The organism is Achromobacter spanius (assembly GCF_039673305.1).
GTDB lineage: Bacteria > Pseudomonadota > Gammaproteobacteria > Burkholderiales > Burkholderiaceae_B > Achromobacter > Achromobacter spanius_F.
This window is the reverse complement of sequence record NZ_JBDJLJ010000005.1, coordinates 32,831-48,113: the sequence shown is the minus strand read 5'-3', so window position 1 is coordinate 48,113 and position 15,283 is coordinate 32,831. Positions and strand designations below refer to the sequence as shown.

Genomic DNA, 15,283 nt, shown 5'->3' with positions numbered 1-15,283 from the left:
GCCCCAGCCTAGCATGTCGCGCCCGGCCGGCAGGCGGCGCGCGGCGTCCAGGCGGGCGCCGCGCCGGCACTTCCCGGCAAGAACGCTAAAATACCGGCTCGCGGCTAAATGCCCAGCCTTTCCGGCATTCTTCATTCTGCGCCCGGCGCACCCACAACGATGAAAAAACTGACTGCTGTTCTTCTTGTGTCCGCAACCACGATGCTCACCGCTTGCGGTCCCGGCGACAACGCGCCCGCCGCGGGCGCCCAGGCGCCGGCCGCCGCCAAGAAGGTCGTGGTCGGCCTGGACGACAATTTCCCGCCCATGGGTTTCCGCGACGCCAGCAACCAGATCGTCGGCTTTGACATCGACATGGCCAAGGAAGCCAGCAAGCGCCTGGGCCTGGAAGTGGAATTCAAGCCGATCGACTGGAGCGCCAAGGAAGCCGAACTGAACGGCAAGCGCGTCGACGTGCTGTGGAACGGCCTGACCATCACCGAAGAGCGCAAGAAGAACATCAGCTTCACCGCGCCCTACATGGCCAACCACCAGATCATCATCGTGGGCGTCAACTCGCCCGTGAAGGCCAAGAACGACCTGGCCGGCAAGGTCGTCGGCGCGCAGGACGGCAGCAGCGCCACCGACGCCATCGCCAAGGACCCGGTTGCCGCCCAGATCAAGGAAGTGAAGAAGTTCGGCGACAACGTCACCGCCCTGATGGACCTGGCCGCCGGCCGCCTTGACGCCATCGTGGTCGACGAAGTGGTGGGCCGCTACCTGATCAGCAAGCGCCCGGGCGAATACCGCGTGCTGGACGAGAACTTCGGCACGGAAGACTACGGCGTCGGCGTGCGCAAGGACGACACCGAACTCCTGGGCAAGCTGGACAAGACGCTGGATTCGATGAAGCAGGACGGCACCGCCGGCCGCATCGCCACCCAGTGGTTCGGCGCCAACATCATCAAGTAAGCGGCCAGGCGCCCGCGGCCCGCCGGCCGGGGCGCCCGCCCGTTGCAGTCCGCAGCCCGCCGCGGCGCCGCAAGGCCAGGCGGGCTTGCCCATGATTCCCTCTTGCCCGCGCGGCGCGAACCCACTGCATGGACTACGTACTCTCCCTTCTGGGACCCTTGGCTCAAGGCGCGCAAGTCACCTTGACGCTGTTCTTCATCACGCTGGCGCTGGCGGTGCCGCTGGGGCTGGTGCTAGCCCTGGCGCGCATCTCCAAGTGGCCGCTGCTGAGCCGGCTGGTCAATGGCTATATCTGGCTGATGCGCGGCACGCCGCTCATGCTGCAGATGCTGTTCATCTACTTCGCGCTGCCGTTCGTGCCCGTGGTCGGCATCCGGCTGCCCGACTTCCCGGCCGCCGTGGTGGCGTTCGCCCTGAACTACGCGGCGTATTTCGCCGAGATCTTCCGGGCAGGCATCCAGTCGGTGGACCGCGGCCAATACGAAGGCAGCAAGGTCCTGGGCATGACCTACCTGCAGACGCTGCGCCGCATCGTGCTGCCGCAGATGGTGCAGCGCGTCCTGCCGCCCATGAGCAACGAGACCATCACGCTGGTCAAGGACACCTCGCTCATCTACGTGCTGGCGCTCAACGACATTCTGCGCACGGCGCGCGGCATCGTGCAGCGCGACTTCACGACCACGCCGTTCCTCGTCGCCGCCGCCTTCTATCTGTTGATGACGCTGCTCCTGACGTGGTTCTTCCAGCACATGGAAAAGCGCTATGCCAAATATGACCAGTAATCCCGCGGCCGGGCAGGTCGACCGTCCCGTCATGATCGAAGCCCGCAACATCATCAAGTCCTTCGGCAACAACCGCGTGCTGGACGACGTGTCGCTGACCCTGGGACAGGGCGAAGTGGTTGCCGTGATCGGACCGTCGGGCTCGGGCAAGAGCACGTTCCTGCGCTGCCTGAACCACCTGGAAACCATCGACGAAGGCAGCATCCGGATCGAGGGCGAAACCATGGCCGCCGCCGTTGCCGGCGGGCGCAGCCAGTACGCCAGCGACGCCGACGTGCGCCGCATCTGCCGCAAGATGGGCATGGTGTTCCAGTCGTTCAACCTGTTCCCGCACATGACCGTGCTGCAGAACATCATCGAGGCCCCCATCACCGTCAAGGGCATGACGCGGGCCGAGATCGTGCCGAAGGCGGAAGAGTTGCTGCGCAAGGTCGGCCTGCTGAACAAGCGGGACAACTATCCGACCCGCCTGTCAGGTGGCCAGAAGCAGCGCGTGGCCATCGCCCGCGCGCTGGCCATGGAGCCGGACATCATGCTGTTCGACGAACCGACCTCCGCGCTCGATCCCGAGCTGACCGGCGAAGTCCTGCGCACCATGAAGCAGCTGGCCGACGAACGCATGACCATGCTGGTCGTCACCCACGAAATGGGTTTTGCGCGCGAAGTGGCGCACCGGGTCATCTTCATGGACGACGGCCGCATCGTCGAGGAAGCGCCGTCGGCCGAATTCTTCGCCGCGCCGCGGCATGCGCGAAGCCGGGAGTTCCTGGCGCACATGCTCTGAGCCGCGCCGCCTCTGCCCGCCAAAGCCCGCCTAGCCGCGGGCTTTTCTATATGATGCGTATCCATGCAAACCACTTCTGACGCTTCGCCGCTGCTCAGGCTGCGTGGCCTGTACAGCGAGCGCCTGGCGCCCGTAAGCCTGGACCTGGCGGCTGGGGAGTGCGCGGCCGTGGTCGGCGCATCGGGGACGGGCAAGTCGTTGCTGCTGCGCCAGATCGCCGACCTGGACCCCGGACACGGCGAGGCCGAACTCGACGGCCGGCGCCGTTCAGCCATGCGCGGCTTCGAGTGGCGCCGTTTGGTGGTGTATTGCCAGGCCGAAGCCGGCTGGTGGGATGATCACGTGTCCGCGCACTACGGGGACCGCGCCGCGGCGCTCGCCATCATGAACCGGCTGGGGCTGCCCGAGGCCAAGCTTGACGCGCTGGTGCATGAGCTGTCCACGGGCGAGCGCCAGCGGATGGGGCTGGTGCGGGCGCTGCTGCAACGCCCGCGCGTGCTGCTGCTGGACGAACCCACCGCCGCGCTGGACCAGGCCGCCACGGCGCTGGTCGAAGCCGAACTGTCGCGCTTCCTGGCCGGCGGGGCCGGCATTCTCCTGGTCACGCACAGCCCGGAGCAGGCCGCGCGCCTGGCGCGCCGGCGCTGGCGGATGACGCAAGGCCACCTGGAGCCGCTATGGACGTAATCAGGCTGCAGGCGCTGGATCTGGTGATCGCCTCGCTGCTGGTGCTGCTAAGCGCCGGCATCTCGTTTGCGCTGCGCCTGAATCTGCAGCGCCAGGTGCTGTGGGCGGCGGTGCGCACGGTGGTGCAGCTGCTGCTGGTGGGGCAGATCCTGCGCATCGTCTTCGCCCATGCCGCGCCATGGCTGACGGCCCTGGTGGTGGCGGTCATGATGGCGCTGGCCGCGCGCGAGGTGGCGGCGCGTCCCAAGGCGCGACTGGCCGGGCACGGCAACGGCTGGGTCGGCACGCTGGCGGTGGCGTCCACCACGCTGATCACGGCGCTCTTCATCCTGAATACGGCGCTGCGGCCGGATCCCTGGTACGACCCGCGCTACACGATTGCGCTGGTCGGCATCGTGCTGGGCAGCGTGCTGAACGCCGCCAGCCTGGCGCTGGACAACATGCTGTCGGGCGTACGCCGGGAAAGATCGGGCATCGAGGCCCGGCTGGCGCTGGGCGCGCCCGTGCACCAGGCGTTTTCGTCCCTGCTGCGCGAATCCGTGCGGCGCGGCATCGTGCCCAGCATCAACCAGATGTCGGCCGCGGGCATCATCACCTTGCCCGGCATCATGACCGGCCAGATCATCGCCGGCATGGATCCGGTGGACGCCGCCAAGTATCAGATCCTGCTGATGTTCCTGCTGTGCGGGGCCAGCGGCATGGCGGCGATGGGCGCGGCCTATGGCGCCATGCGCCGGCTGACCGATGAGCGCGGGAGGCTGCGGCTGGACAGGCTGAAATCAGGGGCGACGGCCAAGCGTCCGACATGAGGCGTCAGAGAAGGGCCTGCAGGCCCTTGTCCGCAAGAATGTTCAGCAGCTTGAGGGCCGGTCCGGTGGGGTGGGTGTCGCCTTGTTCCCATTTCCTTACGGTGGATGGCGTGGTGTGCAAATGCAGGGCGAAGACCGGCTGGCTGAATCGCAATCCTTCGCGTAGCCGCTTGATGTCGGTGGGGCTGAATTTGCGCACGGGGGGCGGACAGATGGCATCGAACTCGCGCATCGTGATCTTGTCGATAGATCCAGCTTTGTGAAGCGCAGCGAGGTCGCCGCGCAATGATTCAATGATCTTGCTCACAGAGCACCTCCAGTAATACGCCGGCCTGCAAAGCCTTCGACAGGGCATGCGCTGTCAAGCCCAGAAAGACCTTGCCGGCGAATTGCAGGGCTTTTATTTCGTCGGAAGTGACGTTCGCCTTGTCGCTCTTCGGGAAGCCGTGCAAAAACACATAGCCGCTTCCAATACGCGCCGATAACAGCGTCCGGTATCCGCCGCGTTTGCCGCTGCCCGGACGAGCAACTCGCAGCTTGTACAGAAAGCCGCCCAGGTCTGCGTCGATAAGTCCGCATTCCATTTGCCGGATGGCTTTGCATAGCGCGGCATCGGAGAGTCTTTCTCCAACCTGCCATCGGGCGAAATCCTTGCGCTTTAGCACGACCATGTCAGGGGTTCCCAAAAGTGTACCCGAAACGGGTATAGTTGTGTCTGCTATCGACAACCTGGGATCTAGCGTACCGTCGGCAGTACCGCCGATGTTGGGACGCGGGTATGTTCCTTGGTCTGATTCCGGGTGTGGCCGGCGCTCATATCGGGGCGAGGCTCGCCGGTGCCCCATTCGAAGGCCGCCGATACTCGATAAACTGCATCGCACAGGGCAGGTCAATCAAAGTCGCGGCGCAGCCAAGCGCGACCATAACGGAGACAAACGTGCTGGGTTCCGAGTTGATTATCCGTTCGCTGCACCGGCTGGGCGTCAAGACCCTTTTCAGCCTGTCCGGCAACCAGATCATGCCGCTTTACGATGCGTGCTTCGATGCCGGCATCCGGATCATCCACGTGCGGCATGAAGCGGCCGCGGTCTTCATGGCGGATGCGTGGTCCCAGATCACAGGAGAGCTCGGGGTTGCAATGCTCACGGCGGCGCCGGGCATCGCCAACGGCCTCGCGCCGCTGTATTCGGCTTCGCAGGCGAAAGCCCAGTCCTGGTCATCTCGGGTGATTCCGCTGTCTCTGAAGACGGCGCGGGCGCGTTTCAAGAGCTGGACCAGATCGCCATCACCACCCCGTTGACCAAGCTGTCCGTCCGGCCGCGCTCCATCGGGGAACTCTATCCCGCCCTCGAAGACGCGGTCACGCAGGCGATGTCGCCGCGCCGCGGTCCGGTTCACCTGGCGCTTCCCTTCGACTTGCTGACGGCCGAAACGGGCAGGGCGGACCTGCCCGAAATGTCGCCGGATCGGCTGGCGCTCCCGCTCCAGGCGGGCGACCTGGAAAAACTCGGTGAATGGTTGAATTCGGCGCGGCGCCCGCTCGTGCTGGCGGGGCCGACCGCCGCGCGGCCGCACAGGCTTGCGGCCCGGACTGCGGCCGAGGCGGCGCTGGGGCTGCGCATCATTCCAATGGAAAGCCCGCGCGGCATGAAGGATCCTTCGCTGGGGGCGTTGGCCGAACTCATGCCGCAGGCGGATCTGATCGTGCTGGCGGGCAAGCGGCTGGACTTCACGCTGGGATTCGGCGGCGCGGGCGCGCTTGGAAAGGATGCGCGGGTTGTGGTCATCGACCCGGATGGCCCCATGCTCGAGCGCGCGAGACGTCTCCTGGGCGAACGGCTTATCCTCGCGTTCCAGGCAGACCCATTTGCGGCGCTTGCACAGATACGGGCCGCGCAGCCGACGTCGGAACGCCTGTCGTGGCGCGCGCAGGTGGATGACGCCCTGAAGAACCGCTCCGCCAAGGGGCCGTCCTCGTCCGCCGACGGTGCAATGGACCCTCGCGCGCTTTGCGAGACGGTACAGGCCTTCCTGGCGTCCGCGCCCGATCCTGTCCTGGTCTGCGATGGCGGTGAATTCGGCCAGTGGGCGCAGGCTTTCTGCCGGGCGCCGGTACGCATCATCAACGGCATGTCCGGGGCGATTGGCGCCGGGGTCTGCTACGCAATCGCTGCAAAGATCGCACGGCCCGACGCGACGGTGGTCGTCCTCATGGGCGACGGCACCGCCGGCTTTCACATGATGGAGCTCGACACCGCCGTGCGTGAAAATGCGGCGGTCATCGCCGTGATCGGCAACGATCTGCGCTGGAACGCGGTACACCTGATCCAGGTGCGCACCTACGGTCCACAGCGGCTGATCGGTTGCGAACTGTCACCGACGGCGCGCTATCACGACGTCGCCTCGGCGTTGGGCGGGGCGGGGTTCGCGGCGCACGACGCCCCGGGTCTTGCCACTGCGCTGACCCAGGCGGCCGGCAGCGGGCTGCCCGCCTGCATCAATGTTTCCCTGGCCGGCGAGGCCGCCCCGGTTTTCAGCGCATCATTGCGGTCCACGACCGGGCATTGAACTCGAGGCCTCGAGCGCCGCCGCTGTCCGGTTTCGTCCCGTAGCACGACTGGAGACATCCCAAGATCAGCCATGACGGCATTGAGCTGTCTGGCTCAGGCGGGCGACATCCACCCGCGGTAGATGGCGCCCGCGCCGGCAATCGCAAGCAGCACGAAGATGGCCCGCTTCAGCAAGTCGGGAGAAACGCGTGTCCGGAGGCGGGAGCCCGCGTACAGGCCGGCAAGGGAGACGGGCAGCAGCAGGGCGGCGGCCGTCAGGATCTCCGGTTGCGCATACAGGCCGGCGGCGGCGAAGGCGGCTGTCCGCACGACGGCGCTCAGCAGGATCACGACCGAGATGGTCGCCCGGAACTGGTCCAGCGCGTCGAGCCGGCGGGAAAGGTAGATGGTGTAGATGGGGCCCCCGGTACCGAACAGCGCGCTGAAAACGCCGCCGAAGACGCCGTATGGCAATGCCCAATAACCCGTCAGCGGCGCCCCGGCGTTGCCGGCCGAGCCCCGCAGGCCCCGCAGGCAGACCACCAGCACGAATCCGCCCAGCAGCATCAATGGCCACCGCGCGCCCGCGTCGTGCAGCAGCGTAACGCCCAGCGCGATCCCCAGCATCATCCAGGGGAACAGCCGCCTGAGTTCGGCCAGCGAGACGCGCCGCCAGTTTCGTCCGCCCACCAGCGCGGTGCAGGCCAGGTCAAACAGGACGACGAGCGGCACGGCGAACTGCAGCGGAATGAACTGGACCAGGACGGGCACGGCGACCATGGCCGCGCCGAATCCCGTCATTCCGAAGACCGTGTAGGCGACAAAAACGACGGGGGCGACAATGGCGAGCGATTCGGCGGGCATCATGCGGGAGAGGGTAACCTTGGTCGGCGAAAAAGGGCTTGCGGATCCCCAGAGCCTGGGAGCGGGCTCAGCTGGTGGTGATGTTCTTCTTCTGCACCAACGCCTTCCACTTGGCGGACTCCCTGGCGATTTCCTCCCTGAGCGCCGCGGGCGGCACGATGGTGGCAGTCATGCCCTGGTCCTCGAGGTAGCGCTTCAGGCTCGGTTGCTCAACGGCCCGCGTGGCGTCCGCCAGGAGTCGGTCGATCGAGGATTGCGGCGTCCCCGCCGGCGCCAGCAACGCGAACCAGCCGGTGAACTCGAAGCCTGGCACGCCGTCCTCGGCGGTCGTCGGCACGTCGGGCAGCAAGGCCGCGCGTTCCTTGCCTGTGACGGAAAGCGCGCGCAGCCGGCCCCCCTTGAGCAGCGGCGCGATCGCGTTGATGTTGCCGACGGCAACCTCGATGACACCCGCCATGAGGTCCGTGTAGGCGGGTCCCTCGCCCTTGTACGGGACGTGCATGAGTTCGATCCCCGCGGCATCGGTGAACGCCTCGCCGGCCATATGGGTCTGGCTGCCGACGCCGGCGGACGAGAAACTGAGTTTCCCTGGCCTGGCCTTGGCGTATGCGATGAGTTCCCGCGTGTTGGTCACGGGCAGGCTGGCGTTGACGGTGATCACCATCGGCCCGTTCGCGACTTTGCCGATGAGGGTGAAGTCGTCGAGCGAGTAGGGCAGCTTGCTGTAGATGAACTGATTGACGGTGAACATGCTGCCCGAGGCGAGCAGCAGCGTATAGCCGTCCGCGGGCGAACTGGCGACGGCCTGCGCCCCCACGCTGCCGCCGGCGCCCGCGCGGTTTTCGACGATGACGCTTTGCTTCAGGCCCTTGCCCAGTTCGGAGGCGAGTGCGCGGCCCAGCAGATCCGTCGCGCCGCCCGCCGAAAACGGCACGACCATACGGATGACTCGGTCGGATGGCCAGTCCGCGCGCGCGGACCTCGCCAGAAAGGGGGAAAGCGCCAGTCCGTACCCCATGGCTTTGACGATACGGCGGCGTGCATTGACAGGTTGTTTTGCGTCTTTCAAGGCTTTGTCTCCTTCAGTTCGCGGATGGCGCTGCCTGCCGGTTTGCGGCCGGCGGGCAGATCGCCAGGCAGCAACTGCCCCTCGGGCCGATCGGCTCGATTTCTCGGAACGTTGCGTTGGGTCTGTGCGGACTACTGGACTACAGGACTGCTGGGCTGCGGACTACGGGGTGATGCCGGCCTGCTACGCGATGTCGTGCTGGCCGGCGCAGACTGACTTCAAGGCATCAAGCAACAACTGCGACAGATGGGACCTGGGGTTTTCCTTCGGCGCCAGGATGCCCAGGCGGCGGGTGATGGTCGGCGAGCCGAATGGGATGACGCGGATGCCGGGCGGAAACTCGTTGCCGCCGCGCCGGGCCGGCACCACGGATGCGCCAAGTCCATTGGCCACCATGGCGATGACGCCTTCGAGGTTGTCGATTTCCATGGTCGAGCGCACGGTGATGCGCCTGCGCACCATTTCTTCCTGCACCAGGTGCCCCACGCGGGCGGAGCGGTTGAAGCGGACGTAGGGGGTCTGCTCCAGGATCTCCTGATCGCTGGCGCCTTTTACCGACCGGTGGGCGATGACGACCAGCTCTTCCTCGACGAACGGCAGGAAGTCCAGGCCGGACCGCGGCGCATCGGGTTCCGTCACGATGGCCACGTCCAGCTGGCGATGGTAAATGGCCCGCTCCAGGTCGTGCGTCAATCCCGTCGTGACGTGAACCTCCAGTCCATGCCCCTGCTTCTGCAGGTGGCGCAAGGCAAGCGGCAACACGCCGGACACACAGGTATGGACGCTGCCCAGCTTGAGCAGTCCCGCGGACGTCCCTTTCTTGAGGGAGGCGCTCATGCTTTCCCAATGCGAGATCAGGTCGCGCGCACGGTGCACCAGCGCAAGGCCGGTGTCGGTCAGGAGCGGCGGGCGCCGGCTGCGGTCGAAGATCGTGATGCCGAGCTCATCCTCGAGTGCGCGGACCTGCATGCTCACGGCCGACAGCGACAGGCCGATGGTGTTGCCGGCCTCGGCAAAGCTGCCATGGTCCGCAATCGCGATCAGCGTGTAGAGTGTCCGGATGTCCATGCAAGATATGTCCTGGTAGAGGTTGGCGTTTCGAAACGCGCGTTGCGGGCCGCTAGAGCCCAAGCAGCCGCCGGGCATTTCCGCCCATGACCTTTTTCAGGTTTTCTTCCCTGATCGGCAAGCGCTCGAACCACTCTTTGTACCCTTGCACGGGGCAGAATGGGAATGAGCTGGCGTAGAGCATCCGGTCCGAGAGAAAGCCGTCGGCGGCCTTCACGTATTCTTCCCAGCCGGGCATGCGCGAAAAGTACATGTCGGGCGACAGCCACAGATTCGGTCGCCGGAAGCCCAGGTGCAGGATTTCGTTGACCCATGGCCAGCCGCCGTGCGCGACAACGACATTAAGGTCGGGAAAGTCCGCCAGTACCCGGTCGGTCCGGACCGGGTCCGAATAGCTCAGGTCGGGACCCGCCGTGCCGCCCACCATCATGATCACCGGCACGCCGATGTCCTCGCAATGGCCGTAGATCGGGTAAAGGCGCCGGTCATCGGCGTACATCGGAACCGGATACGAGCCGGGTTCGATGTTGATGAGGCGGAATCCCGCTTCGACGGCTTGGCTGATGGTCCGGCAAGCCCTGCGCCGGTCGGTGGGATCGATCGAGGCGGCGCCGATGAACCGATTCGGGTGGCCGGCCACAATGCCGCGCACCTCGTCGTTGGACACGCTTCCCAGCACCCCCGCCAGCCGCCCGACGACCACGCCACGATCGATTCTCGCGGCGTCCATTTCTTCCAGCAGCAGGTCCATCGACTGCTGCCGCGCCGCCGCGGACGGCTCGAATCCCACGGTCCGGGTGAAGCCGTCGCGCCGCTCTCCCGCCGAGTACATCAGGGTGTTCAGGAAGCCGCCCACGGGCGGCCGAAGCCGGAAGTCGATGATCATTGCAGTCTCTCAAAATGGTATGGGTTGCGGGGCGCGGCGCGTCGCCGCCCCTACATCACTTCGTCCTTGCGGTCGTCTGTTTCGCCATAGCGGTGCAGCGCAGGAGGTTTCAACCCGGCGTAGAGCTTCTCGATGCCCGCATTGATGACTTCCGCATGTTGCGCGAAGAGCGAGTTGCCTTCGAGGTCGCTCTCGACGATGAAAGGCCCGAAGTTCTCTACGTCGAACAGCCACATCGCCTGCGCGATGCCCAACTCATCCAGCCAATGCACCTCGCGCACCTGCTTTATGCCGCGCCCCAGCAGGGCGCCCGTGCCGTAGCCGACCGTCGTCAGATAGATCGCGCCGCCGGGCGCAAGCACTTTTTTGTAGTCGTCCGCGGGCATGCCGCCCTTGCCGATCAGGATTCGGCACCCCGTCTCATCCAGCCATCGAGGGATCCATTTCGAGAACCGGAATGACGCGGTGGCGGTGACGGCGCCTACGTTGAAGCCGCCGTGGCCGTCCGGCGCGGCAGCCGGCGAACAATGGAAGTTGACATTGCTGAGGGATCGCAGGTCCAGCGGCAGCGGCAGGCCCTCGTCCAGCACCTTCTTGTAGACGCCTTCCCGCGCCGTGTACACCAAGCCATTGAGATAGACGGCCGAACCGAGTTCGAGCCTGGCGATGTCTTCCTTCCTGGCCGGCAAGTCCAGGTGAAAGACCTTGATGTCGTCGTCGTTGTTTACCATTCGACCGTCTCCCGGCGCATGTAGGGCGTGAACCACTGGGGATCCGTGCGGTACTGGATCTCCCCGTTGGCATGAATCCGCGCCGTTGCGCGGCGCGAAGACAGGCAGAATGTGTGCAGGCTGATGGGCATGCCGCCCGTATGCGTGTAGCCGCACTCGATGTGGCAGTCGACCACCATGCCCGAGCCGACGAAGCCCATGGCGCCCATGCCGATGGCGTTGCCCAGCTGCATCAGCTCGAGCTCCAGCTCCGCCACCTTGGGATCGGGATTCCGGTCGCCCACCGTCCGCAGACAGGCGGCCTGCTTGCCAAGCTGCATGCACGTGTCCTTCGAGCCGCCAAGGCCGATGCCGACGATGGCCGGCTGGCACGCCAGCCCGCGCTTGCCAAATGCGATCAGGGTGTCCAGCACAAAGCGCTTGATGCCGTCGATGCCGTCGCCCGGGAAGAGCATCCGGTAGTCCGTGCCGAACAGCCCGCCCTTGTGGACCGTGGTGATTTCCATCCAGTCCGCATCCGGTTCGAACGACCATTCGATCTCCGGCGCATTGATGCCCACATTGTTGTTGTGGTCGGTGCGCCAGAGCGGGTGTACGCGATTCGGGCGCAACGGAATGGTGACCGTGCCCTCGGCGGTGGCGTGGCGCAGCGCGCGCTCCACCGCGACAAAGCCAGCGTCCACGGAGGCGTTGTTGCCGACCTTGACGTAATACCGGGGCAGGCCGGTATCGGCGCACATGGGACGCCGGTCCTGGTCGGCAGCCTCCCAGTTGTCCACCATGGCGTGAATGACAAATCGCGGGAGCTTTCCGGTCTCCTTCTTCTGCAAGGCCTGGATGCCTTGCTTGTAGTCGGCGGGGATCTCGATTGCCGCGCGTCGCATGATTTCCAGCGCTGCCTCTTCAACTTTCTGAACGGGGATTCTCATGGTGGTGTGTGCCTCAGCTCTGGGGGATGCCCGCTTCGCCTTCGATGAGCGATTCGCCGGGCTTTACGATGTCAAAGGAAACCGGAACCATCTCCAGGCGCACCTCGCCGTCCTGCGCGCTCGCGCGCGTGTAGCGGCTGGTTTGCAGGTCGCCCGGCTCGGGAAAGTCTTCGCGGAAATGCGCGCCGCGGCTGTTTTCGCGCGCAAGCGCCGACACGGTGATGACCTTCGAGATGTCGATCAGGCTTTCGAGGTTGAGCCAGTCATGCCACGTGAGGTTGTAGCGCCGGTCGCCGTCCGCCAGGCCGATGCCCCGAAGGGCCTCGCGATGCCTGGCTACGTCGTCAAGTCCATGTTCCATGGCGCCCCGGGTGCGCAACACGCCGACGTCGTTCCACATCGTCTGTGAAAGCGCATCGCGCAGTTCATGGATGCGTCCGGGCGGCCTGGAAAATGGGAACTCGGCGCGTTCGACGCCACGCGCAATGACGCGCTGGTCCGGGTCGCGCCATTGGCCGGCTTTGGCGACATGGGCGGCCATCGAGTCTCCCGCGATGCCGCCGAACACCGTGGAATTGGCCACGCCGTTGCCGCCCAGGCGGTTCGCGCCATGCACGCCGCCGCAGTCTTCTCCGGCGGCATAAAGGCCTGGCGATGCGGTCGAGCCATCCACGTTGAACTCCAGGCCGCCCATAAGGTAATGGGCAGTCGGAACCACCTCGACCTTGCCGCCGGCCAGGTCGAATCCACAGTCTTTGCATCGATTGACCATGCCGGGAAACGTCTTGGCCACCTTCTCCGGCCCAAGGTGGCTCATCTGGATATAGACTCCGCCCATCGGTCCCGTGCGCCCGGCGCGCATTTCGGCATAGATGCCCCGGCTGACGACGTCGCGCGTGGCCCGTTCGCCGCGCTTGTCGTAATTGGCCATGAAGCGTTCGCCGTCGCCGTTGAGCAGATAACCGCCGGCGCCCCGCAGTCCTTCTTCCAGGACCGTGCCCGTCATCCGCGTATCCGGCCCGCCCAGGAGGCCGGTCGGGTGGAACTGGACCATCTCCATGTCTCGCAGCGCCAGCCCGTAGCGCAACGCCATGGCCAGGCCGTCGCAGGTCTTGTCGCCCGAGGGCGTGTGGTACCGGTACATCGTCGGACCGGCTCCGGTGGCCAGGAGCACGGCCTTGGCCTGGATGAACCGATACGCGCCCGTCCGCATATCGACGAACAGGACGCCGGAGATGCCCGAACCGTCGGCGGCGGGAATGAGCTCGATGGCGCGGTGTTCCTCGAGTTCGTCGACATCCAGCGCGCGGACCTGCTCCATCAGCCGATTGATGATCTCGATGCCCGTCAGATCCGCCTTGTGCACCGTGCGATCGAAGCTCTGGCCGGCAAACGCCTTGGAATGCAGCGATCCGTCGGGATTGCGGTCGAAAAAGCAGCCGATTTCGTTTTCCAGCTCTCGCACCCGCTCCACCGCGCCTTCGACCAGCCGCCACGCCAGATCCTGGCGCGGCAGCCATTTTCCGCCCTCGATCGTATCCATGAAGTGGCGCTCGACCGAATCGCCGGCGGCAAGCGCGACGTTGTAGCCGCCTTGCACCATGCGCGTACAGCCGCACTTGCCGAGCAGGCCTTTCACGGTCACCGTCACCCGCAAAGAGGGGTTCGCCTTCTTGGCGTGCAGCGCCGCGAACAGGCCGGCGCCTCCGGTTCCGATCACGAGGATGTCCGTCTTGTGGTTGTCGATTTGCATGTCAGATCACTCCCGCGAGGAATGCCAGGCCGGTGGCCATCGAGATCGCAAAGCCCCAGCCGATCCAGGCGACGCGCGCGTCGCGCGGCGTATTCCAGGGCAGGAGTTCGAGCGCGAGAAGGCGCAGCCCGAAGAACATGTGCAGCGTCAGGAGCAGAACCAGACCCCATTCGCCAAATTTCATCGCCGGCATTTCGGCAAGCTTCAGGAATGCGTCGAGCCTGGCCTGGTCCAGCGCCATTGCCAGCACATAGAAGTGGGCGGGCAGGAAAAGGGCCAGCGCAAGGCCGGATAAGCGATGCCCCAGGAAGGCCCAATAGGCCTGGTGGTTGCGCGCGGACTTCATGGCGCCAGTCCTCCCACCGCGGCGACGGCGCGCATGCCCAGGATGAGCAGCGCGGCGCCGAAGGCCAGTCCGATGGCGGACGCCGCCGGTCGGCCGACGCGCACCCACTCGATCAGGATGTTGCGCACGCCGATCGGAACGTGGATGGACACGCTGATTACGAACAGGCCGTAGAAGGCGATCCAGAGCCAGTTCCCCTGTGTGCGGGAAAGGATCTCGCCGGCGGTCAGGCCGCCGCGGACGGCATAGATGACCAGTCCGACATGCACGAAGACGAAGGGGGCCATCACCATTGCCGTCAGGCGCTGGAGGGCAAACAGGCGTGCCTCCATGTCAGCCTCCCTTGAGCAGGCTGAAGATGGCACTGCGCTTCAATCCGGCGATGCTGCCAGTGGGGCTCAGGCTGACCGGGCAGTGCTTCATGCAGCTGCCCTGCGAGTGACAGGAGTTGCAGCCGCTGCCTGACGTGGACTTGTGCAGCACGTCCTTGGGGTCGGCATGGCGTTCGTCGTTGTAGAGCGTCCATGCCCGGTTCAGCGCGGCAGGGCCCAGGTAGTCCTTGTCCCAGGACACCACGTCACAGGCTGCGTAGCACACGCCGCAGTTGATGCATTCGATGGCCGCATCCGCGAGTTTGCGTTTCTTGCTTTGGGGCGACACCCGTGCCGGCGGATCATTGCGTGTGGCGGTCCCGACAAAAGTGTTTCCGGCGCGTGCCCACTTCTGGAAGAATTCGCGCATGTCGACCACAAGGTCCTTGATCCGCGGCATATTGCGCAAGGGCTCGATCACGATCACGCCATCTTCTTCGACGCGGCTGACGTGGGTGCGGCACGTCCAGCGCGGTTTGCCGTTGACCGTCATCGCACAGGATCCGCACACGCCGACGCGGCAGGCGTAGCGGTACGAGAGCGTGGGCTCTTGCGTGCGCTGGACTTCGGTGACCACGTCCAGCACCGTCTGGTTTTCGCGCCAGGGCACCGAGTAGGTGGAGAAGCTTCCGTCCTCGGTTCCCCGCGCGATGCGGACCGTAAGCTGTCTTTGATTCGTGGAATTCTTCGCATCCATTTCCTGT

19 protein-coding genes are annotated in these 15,283 nt (G+C 65.7%); 7 read left to right on the top strand and 12 right to left on the bottom strand.

What is annotated here, in order from left to right; genetic code table 11:
• Nucleotides 1–159 precede the first annotated feature (159 nt).
• The 5 genes from ABE485_RS06855 (at nucleotide 160) to ABE485_RS06835 (ending at nucleotide 4,013) form a co-directional block, all read left to right on the top strand.
• The gene (locus ABE485_RS06855; RefSeq protein ID WP_346514446.1) at nucleotides 160–951 is read left to right on the top strand and encodes an amino acid ABC transporter substrate-binding protein; all 792 of its coding nucleotides are present in this window, start codon (nucleotides 160–162) and stop codon (nucleotides 949–951) included.
• Nucleotides 952–1,079: 128 nt separating this feature from the next.
• Nucleotides 1,080–1,733 (top strand): amino acid ABC transporter permease, encoded by a 654-nt coding sequence (locus ABE485_RS06850; protein WP_346514444.1) that lies wholly within the window; start codon nucleotides 1,080–1,082, stop codon nucleotides 1,731–1,733.
• A gap of 31 nt (nucleotides 1,734–1,764) precedes the next feature.
• Nucleotides 1,765–2,517, top strand: a complete 753-nt coding sequence (locus ABE485_RS06845; RefSeq protein WP_346514732.1) for an amino acid ABC transporter ATP-binding protein — start codon at nucleotides 1,765–1,767, stop codon at nucleotides 2,515–2,517.
• Between the two features lie 63 nt (nucleotides 2,518–2,580).
• Nucleotides 2,581–3,204, top strand: a complete 624-nt coding sequence (locus ABE485_RS06840) for an ABC transporter ATP-binding protein (protein WP_346514442.1) — start codon at nucleotides 2,581–2,583, stop codon at nucleotides 3,202–3,204.
• Complete coding sequence (locus tag ABE485_RS06835; RefSeq protein WP_346514440.1) at nucleotides 3,195–4,013, top strand: ABC transporter permease; 819 nt, start codon at nucleotides 3,195–3,197, stop codon at nucleotides 4,011–4,013. Before ABE485_RS06840 ends, ABE485_RS06835 begins: the two co-directional genes overlap by 10 nt.
• A 4-nt stretch (nucleotides 4,014–4,017) precedes the next feature.
• Here the strand turns inward: ABE485_RS06835 and ABE485_RS06830 are convergent, their stop codons facing one another.
• Nucleotides 4,018–4,320, bottom strand: a complete 303-nt coding sequence (locus tag ABE485_RS06830) for a helix-turn-helix domain-containing protein (RefSeq protein ID WP_346514439.1) — start codon at nucleotides 4,318–4,320, stop codon at nucleotides 4,018–4,020.
• On the bottom strand, nucleotides 4,304–4,684 hold the full coding sequence (locus ABE485_RS06825) for a type II toxin-antitoxin system RelE/ParE family toxin (RefSeq protein ID WP_346514437.1): 381 nt from the start codon (nucleotides 4,682–4,684) through the stop codon (nucleotides 4,304–4,306). Before ABE485_RS06825 ends, ABE485_RS06830 begins: the two co-directional genes overlap by 17 nt.
• 266 nt (nucleotides 4,685–4,950) lie before the next feature.
• Between ABE485_RS06825 and ABE485_RS06820 the strand changes: the two genes are divergently transcribed.
• Nucleotides 4,951–5,313 (top strand): thiamine pyrophosphate-binding protein, encoded by a 363-nt coding sequence (locus ABE485_RS06820; protein WP_346514435.1) that lies wholly within the window; start codon nucleotides 4,951–4,953, stop codon nucleotides 5,311–5,313.
• Nucleotides 5,310–6,581: a thiamine pyrophosphate-dependent enzyme gene (locus ABE485_RS06815; protein WP_346514433.1), complete on the top strand. Its 1,272-nt coding sequence runs from the start codon at nucleotides 5,310–5,312 to the stop codon at nucleotides 6,579–6,581. Before ABE485_RS06820 ends, ABE485_RS06815 begins: the two co-directional genes overlap by 4 nt.
• 95 nt (nucleotides 6,582–6,676) lie before the next feature.
• Here the strand turns inward: ABE485_RS06815 and ABE485_RS06810 are convergent, their stop codons facing one another.
• The 10 genes from ABE485_RS06810 to ABE485_RS06765 all read right to left on the bottom strand — a co-directional run bounded on the left by ABE485_RS06810 (nucleotide 6,677) and on the right by ABE485_RS06765 (nucleotide 15,276).
• Nucleotides 6,677–7,429: a sulfite exporter TauE/SafE family protein gene (locus ABE485_RS06810; RefSeq protein WP_346514431.1), complete on the bottom strand. Its 753-nt coding sequence runs from the start codon at nucleotides 7,427–7,429 to the stop codon at nucleotides 6,677–6,679.
• Between the two features lie 64 nt (nucleotides 7,430–7,493).
• Nucleotides 7,494–8,495: a Bug family tripartite tricarboxylate transporter substrate binding protein gene (locus ABE485_RS06805; RefSeq protein WP_430795401.1), complete on the bottom strand. Its 1,002-nt coding sequence runs from the start codon at nucleotides 8,493–8,495 to the stop codon at nucleotides 7,494–7,496.
• Nucleotides 8,496–8,678: 183 nt separating this feature from the next.
• Nucleotides 8,679–9,563, bottom strand: coding sequence for a LysR substrate-binding domain-containing protein (locus ABE485_RS06800; protein WP_346514428.1), 885 nt, complete (start codon nucleotides 9,561–9,563; stop codon nucleotides 8,679–8,681).
• Nucleotides 9,564–9,615: 52 nt separating this feature from the next.
• The gene (locus ABE485_RS06795) at nucleotides 9,616–10,449 is read right to left on the bottom strand and encodes an amidohydrolase family protein (protein ID WP_346514426.1); all 834 of its coding nucleotides are present in this window, start codon (nucleotides 10,447–10,449) and stop codon (nucleotides 9,616–9,618) included.
• 50 nt (nucleotides 10,450–10,499) lie between these two features.
• Complete coding sequence (locus ABE485_RS06790; protein ID WP_346514425.1) at nucleotides 10,500–11,180, bottom strand: fumarate hydratase C-terminal domain-containing protein; 681 nt, start codon at nucleotides 11,178–11,180, stop codon at nucleotides 10,500–10,502.
• The gene (locus ABE485_RS06785) at nucleotides 11,174–12,109 is read right to left on the bottom strand and encodes a fumarate hydratase (RefSeq protein WP_346514424.1); all 936 of its coding nucleotides are present in this window, start codon (nucleotides 12,107–12,109) and stop codon (nucleotides 11,174–11,176) included. The genes ABE485_RS06790 and ABE485_RS06785 overlap by 7 nt, the downstream gene beginning before the upstream one ends.
• Nucleotides 12,110–12,122: 13 nt before the next feature.
• On the bottom strand, nucleotides 12,123–13,862 hold the full coding sequence (locus ABE485_RS06780; RefSeq protein ID WP_346514423.1) for an L-aspartate oxidase: 1,740 nt from the start codon (nucleotides 13,860–13,862) through the stop codon (nucleotides 12,123–12,125).
• 1 nt (nucleotide 13,863) lies between these two features.
• Nucleotides 13,864–14,208, bottom strand: a complete 345-nt coding sequence (locus ABE485_RS06775; protein ID WP_346514421.1) for a succinate dehydrogenase — start codon at nucleotides 14,206–14,208, stop codon at nucleotides 13,864–13,866.
• On the bottom strand, nucleotides 14,205–14,540 hold the full coding sequence (locus tag ABE485_RS06770) for a succinate dehydrogenase (protein WP_346514420.1): 336 nt from the start codon (nucleotides 14,538–14,540) through the stop codon (nucleotides 14,205–14,207). Before ABE485_RS06770 ends, ABE485_RS06775 begins: the two co-directional genes overlap by 4 nt.
• Before the next feature lies 1 nt (nucleotide 14,541).
• Complete coding sequence (locus tag ABE485_RS06765; RefSeq protein ID WP_346514419.1) at nucleotides 14,542–15,276, bottom strand: succinate dehydrogenase/fumarate reductase iron-sulfur subunit; 735 nt, start codon at nucleotides 15,274–15,276, stop codon at nucleotides 14,542–14,544.
• Nucleotides 15,277–15,283: the final 7 nt, after the last annotated feature.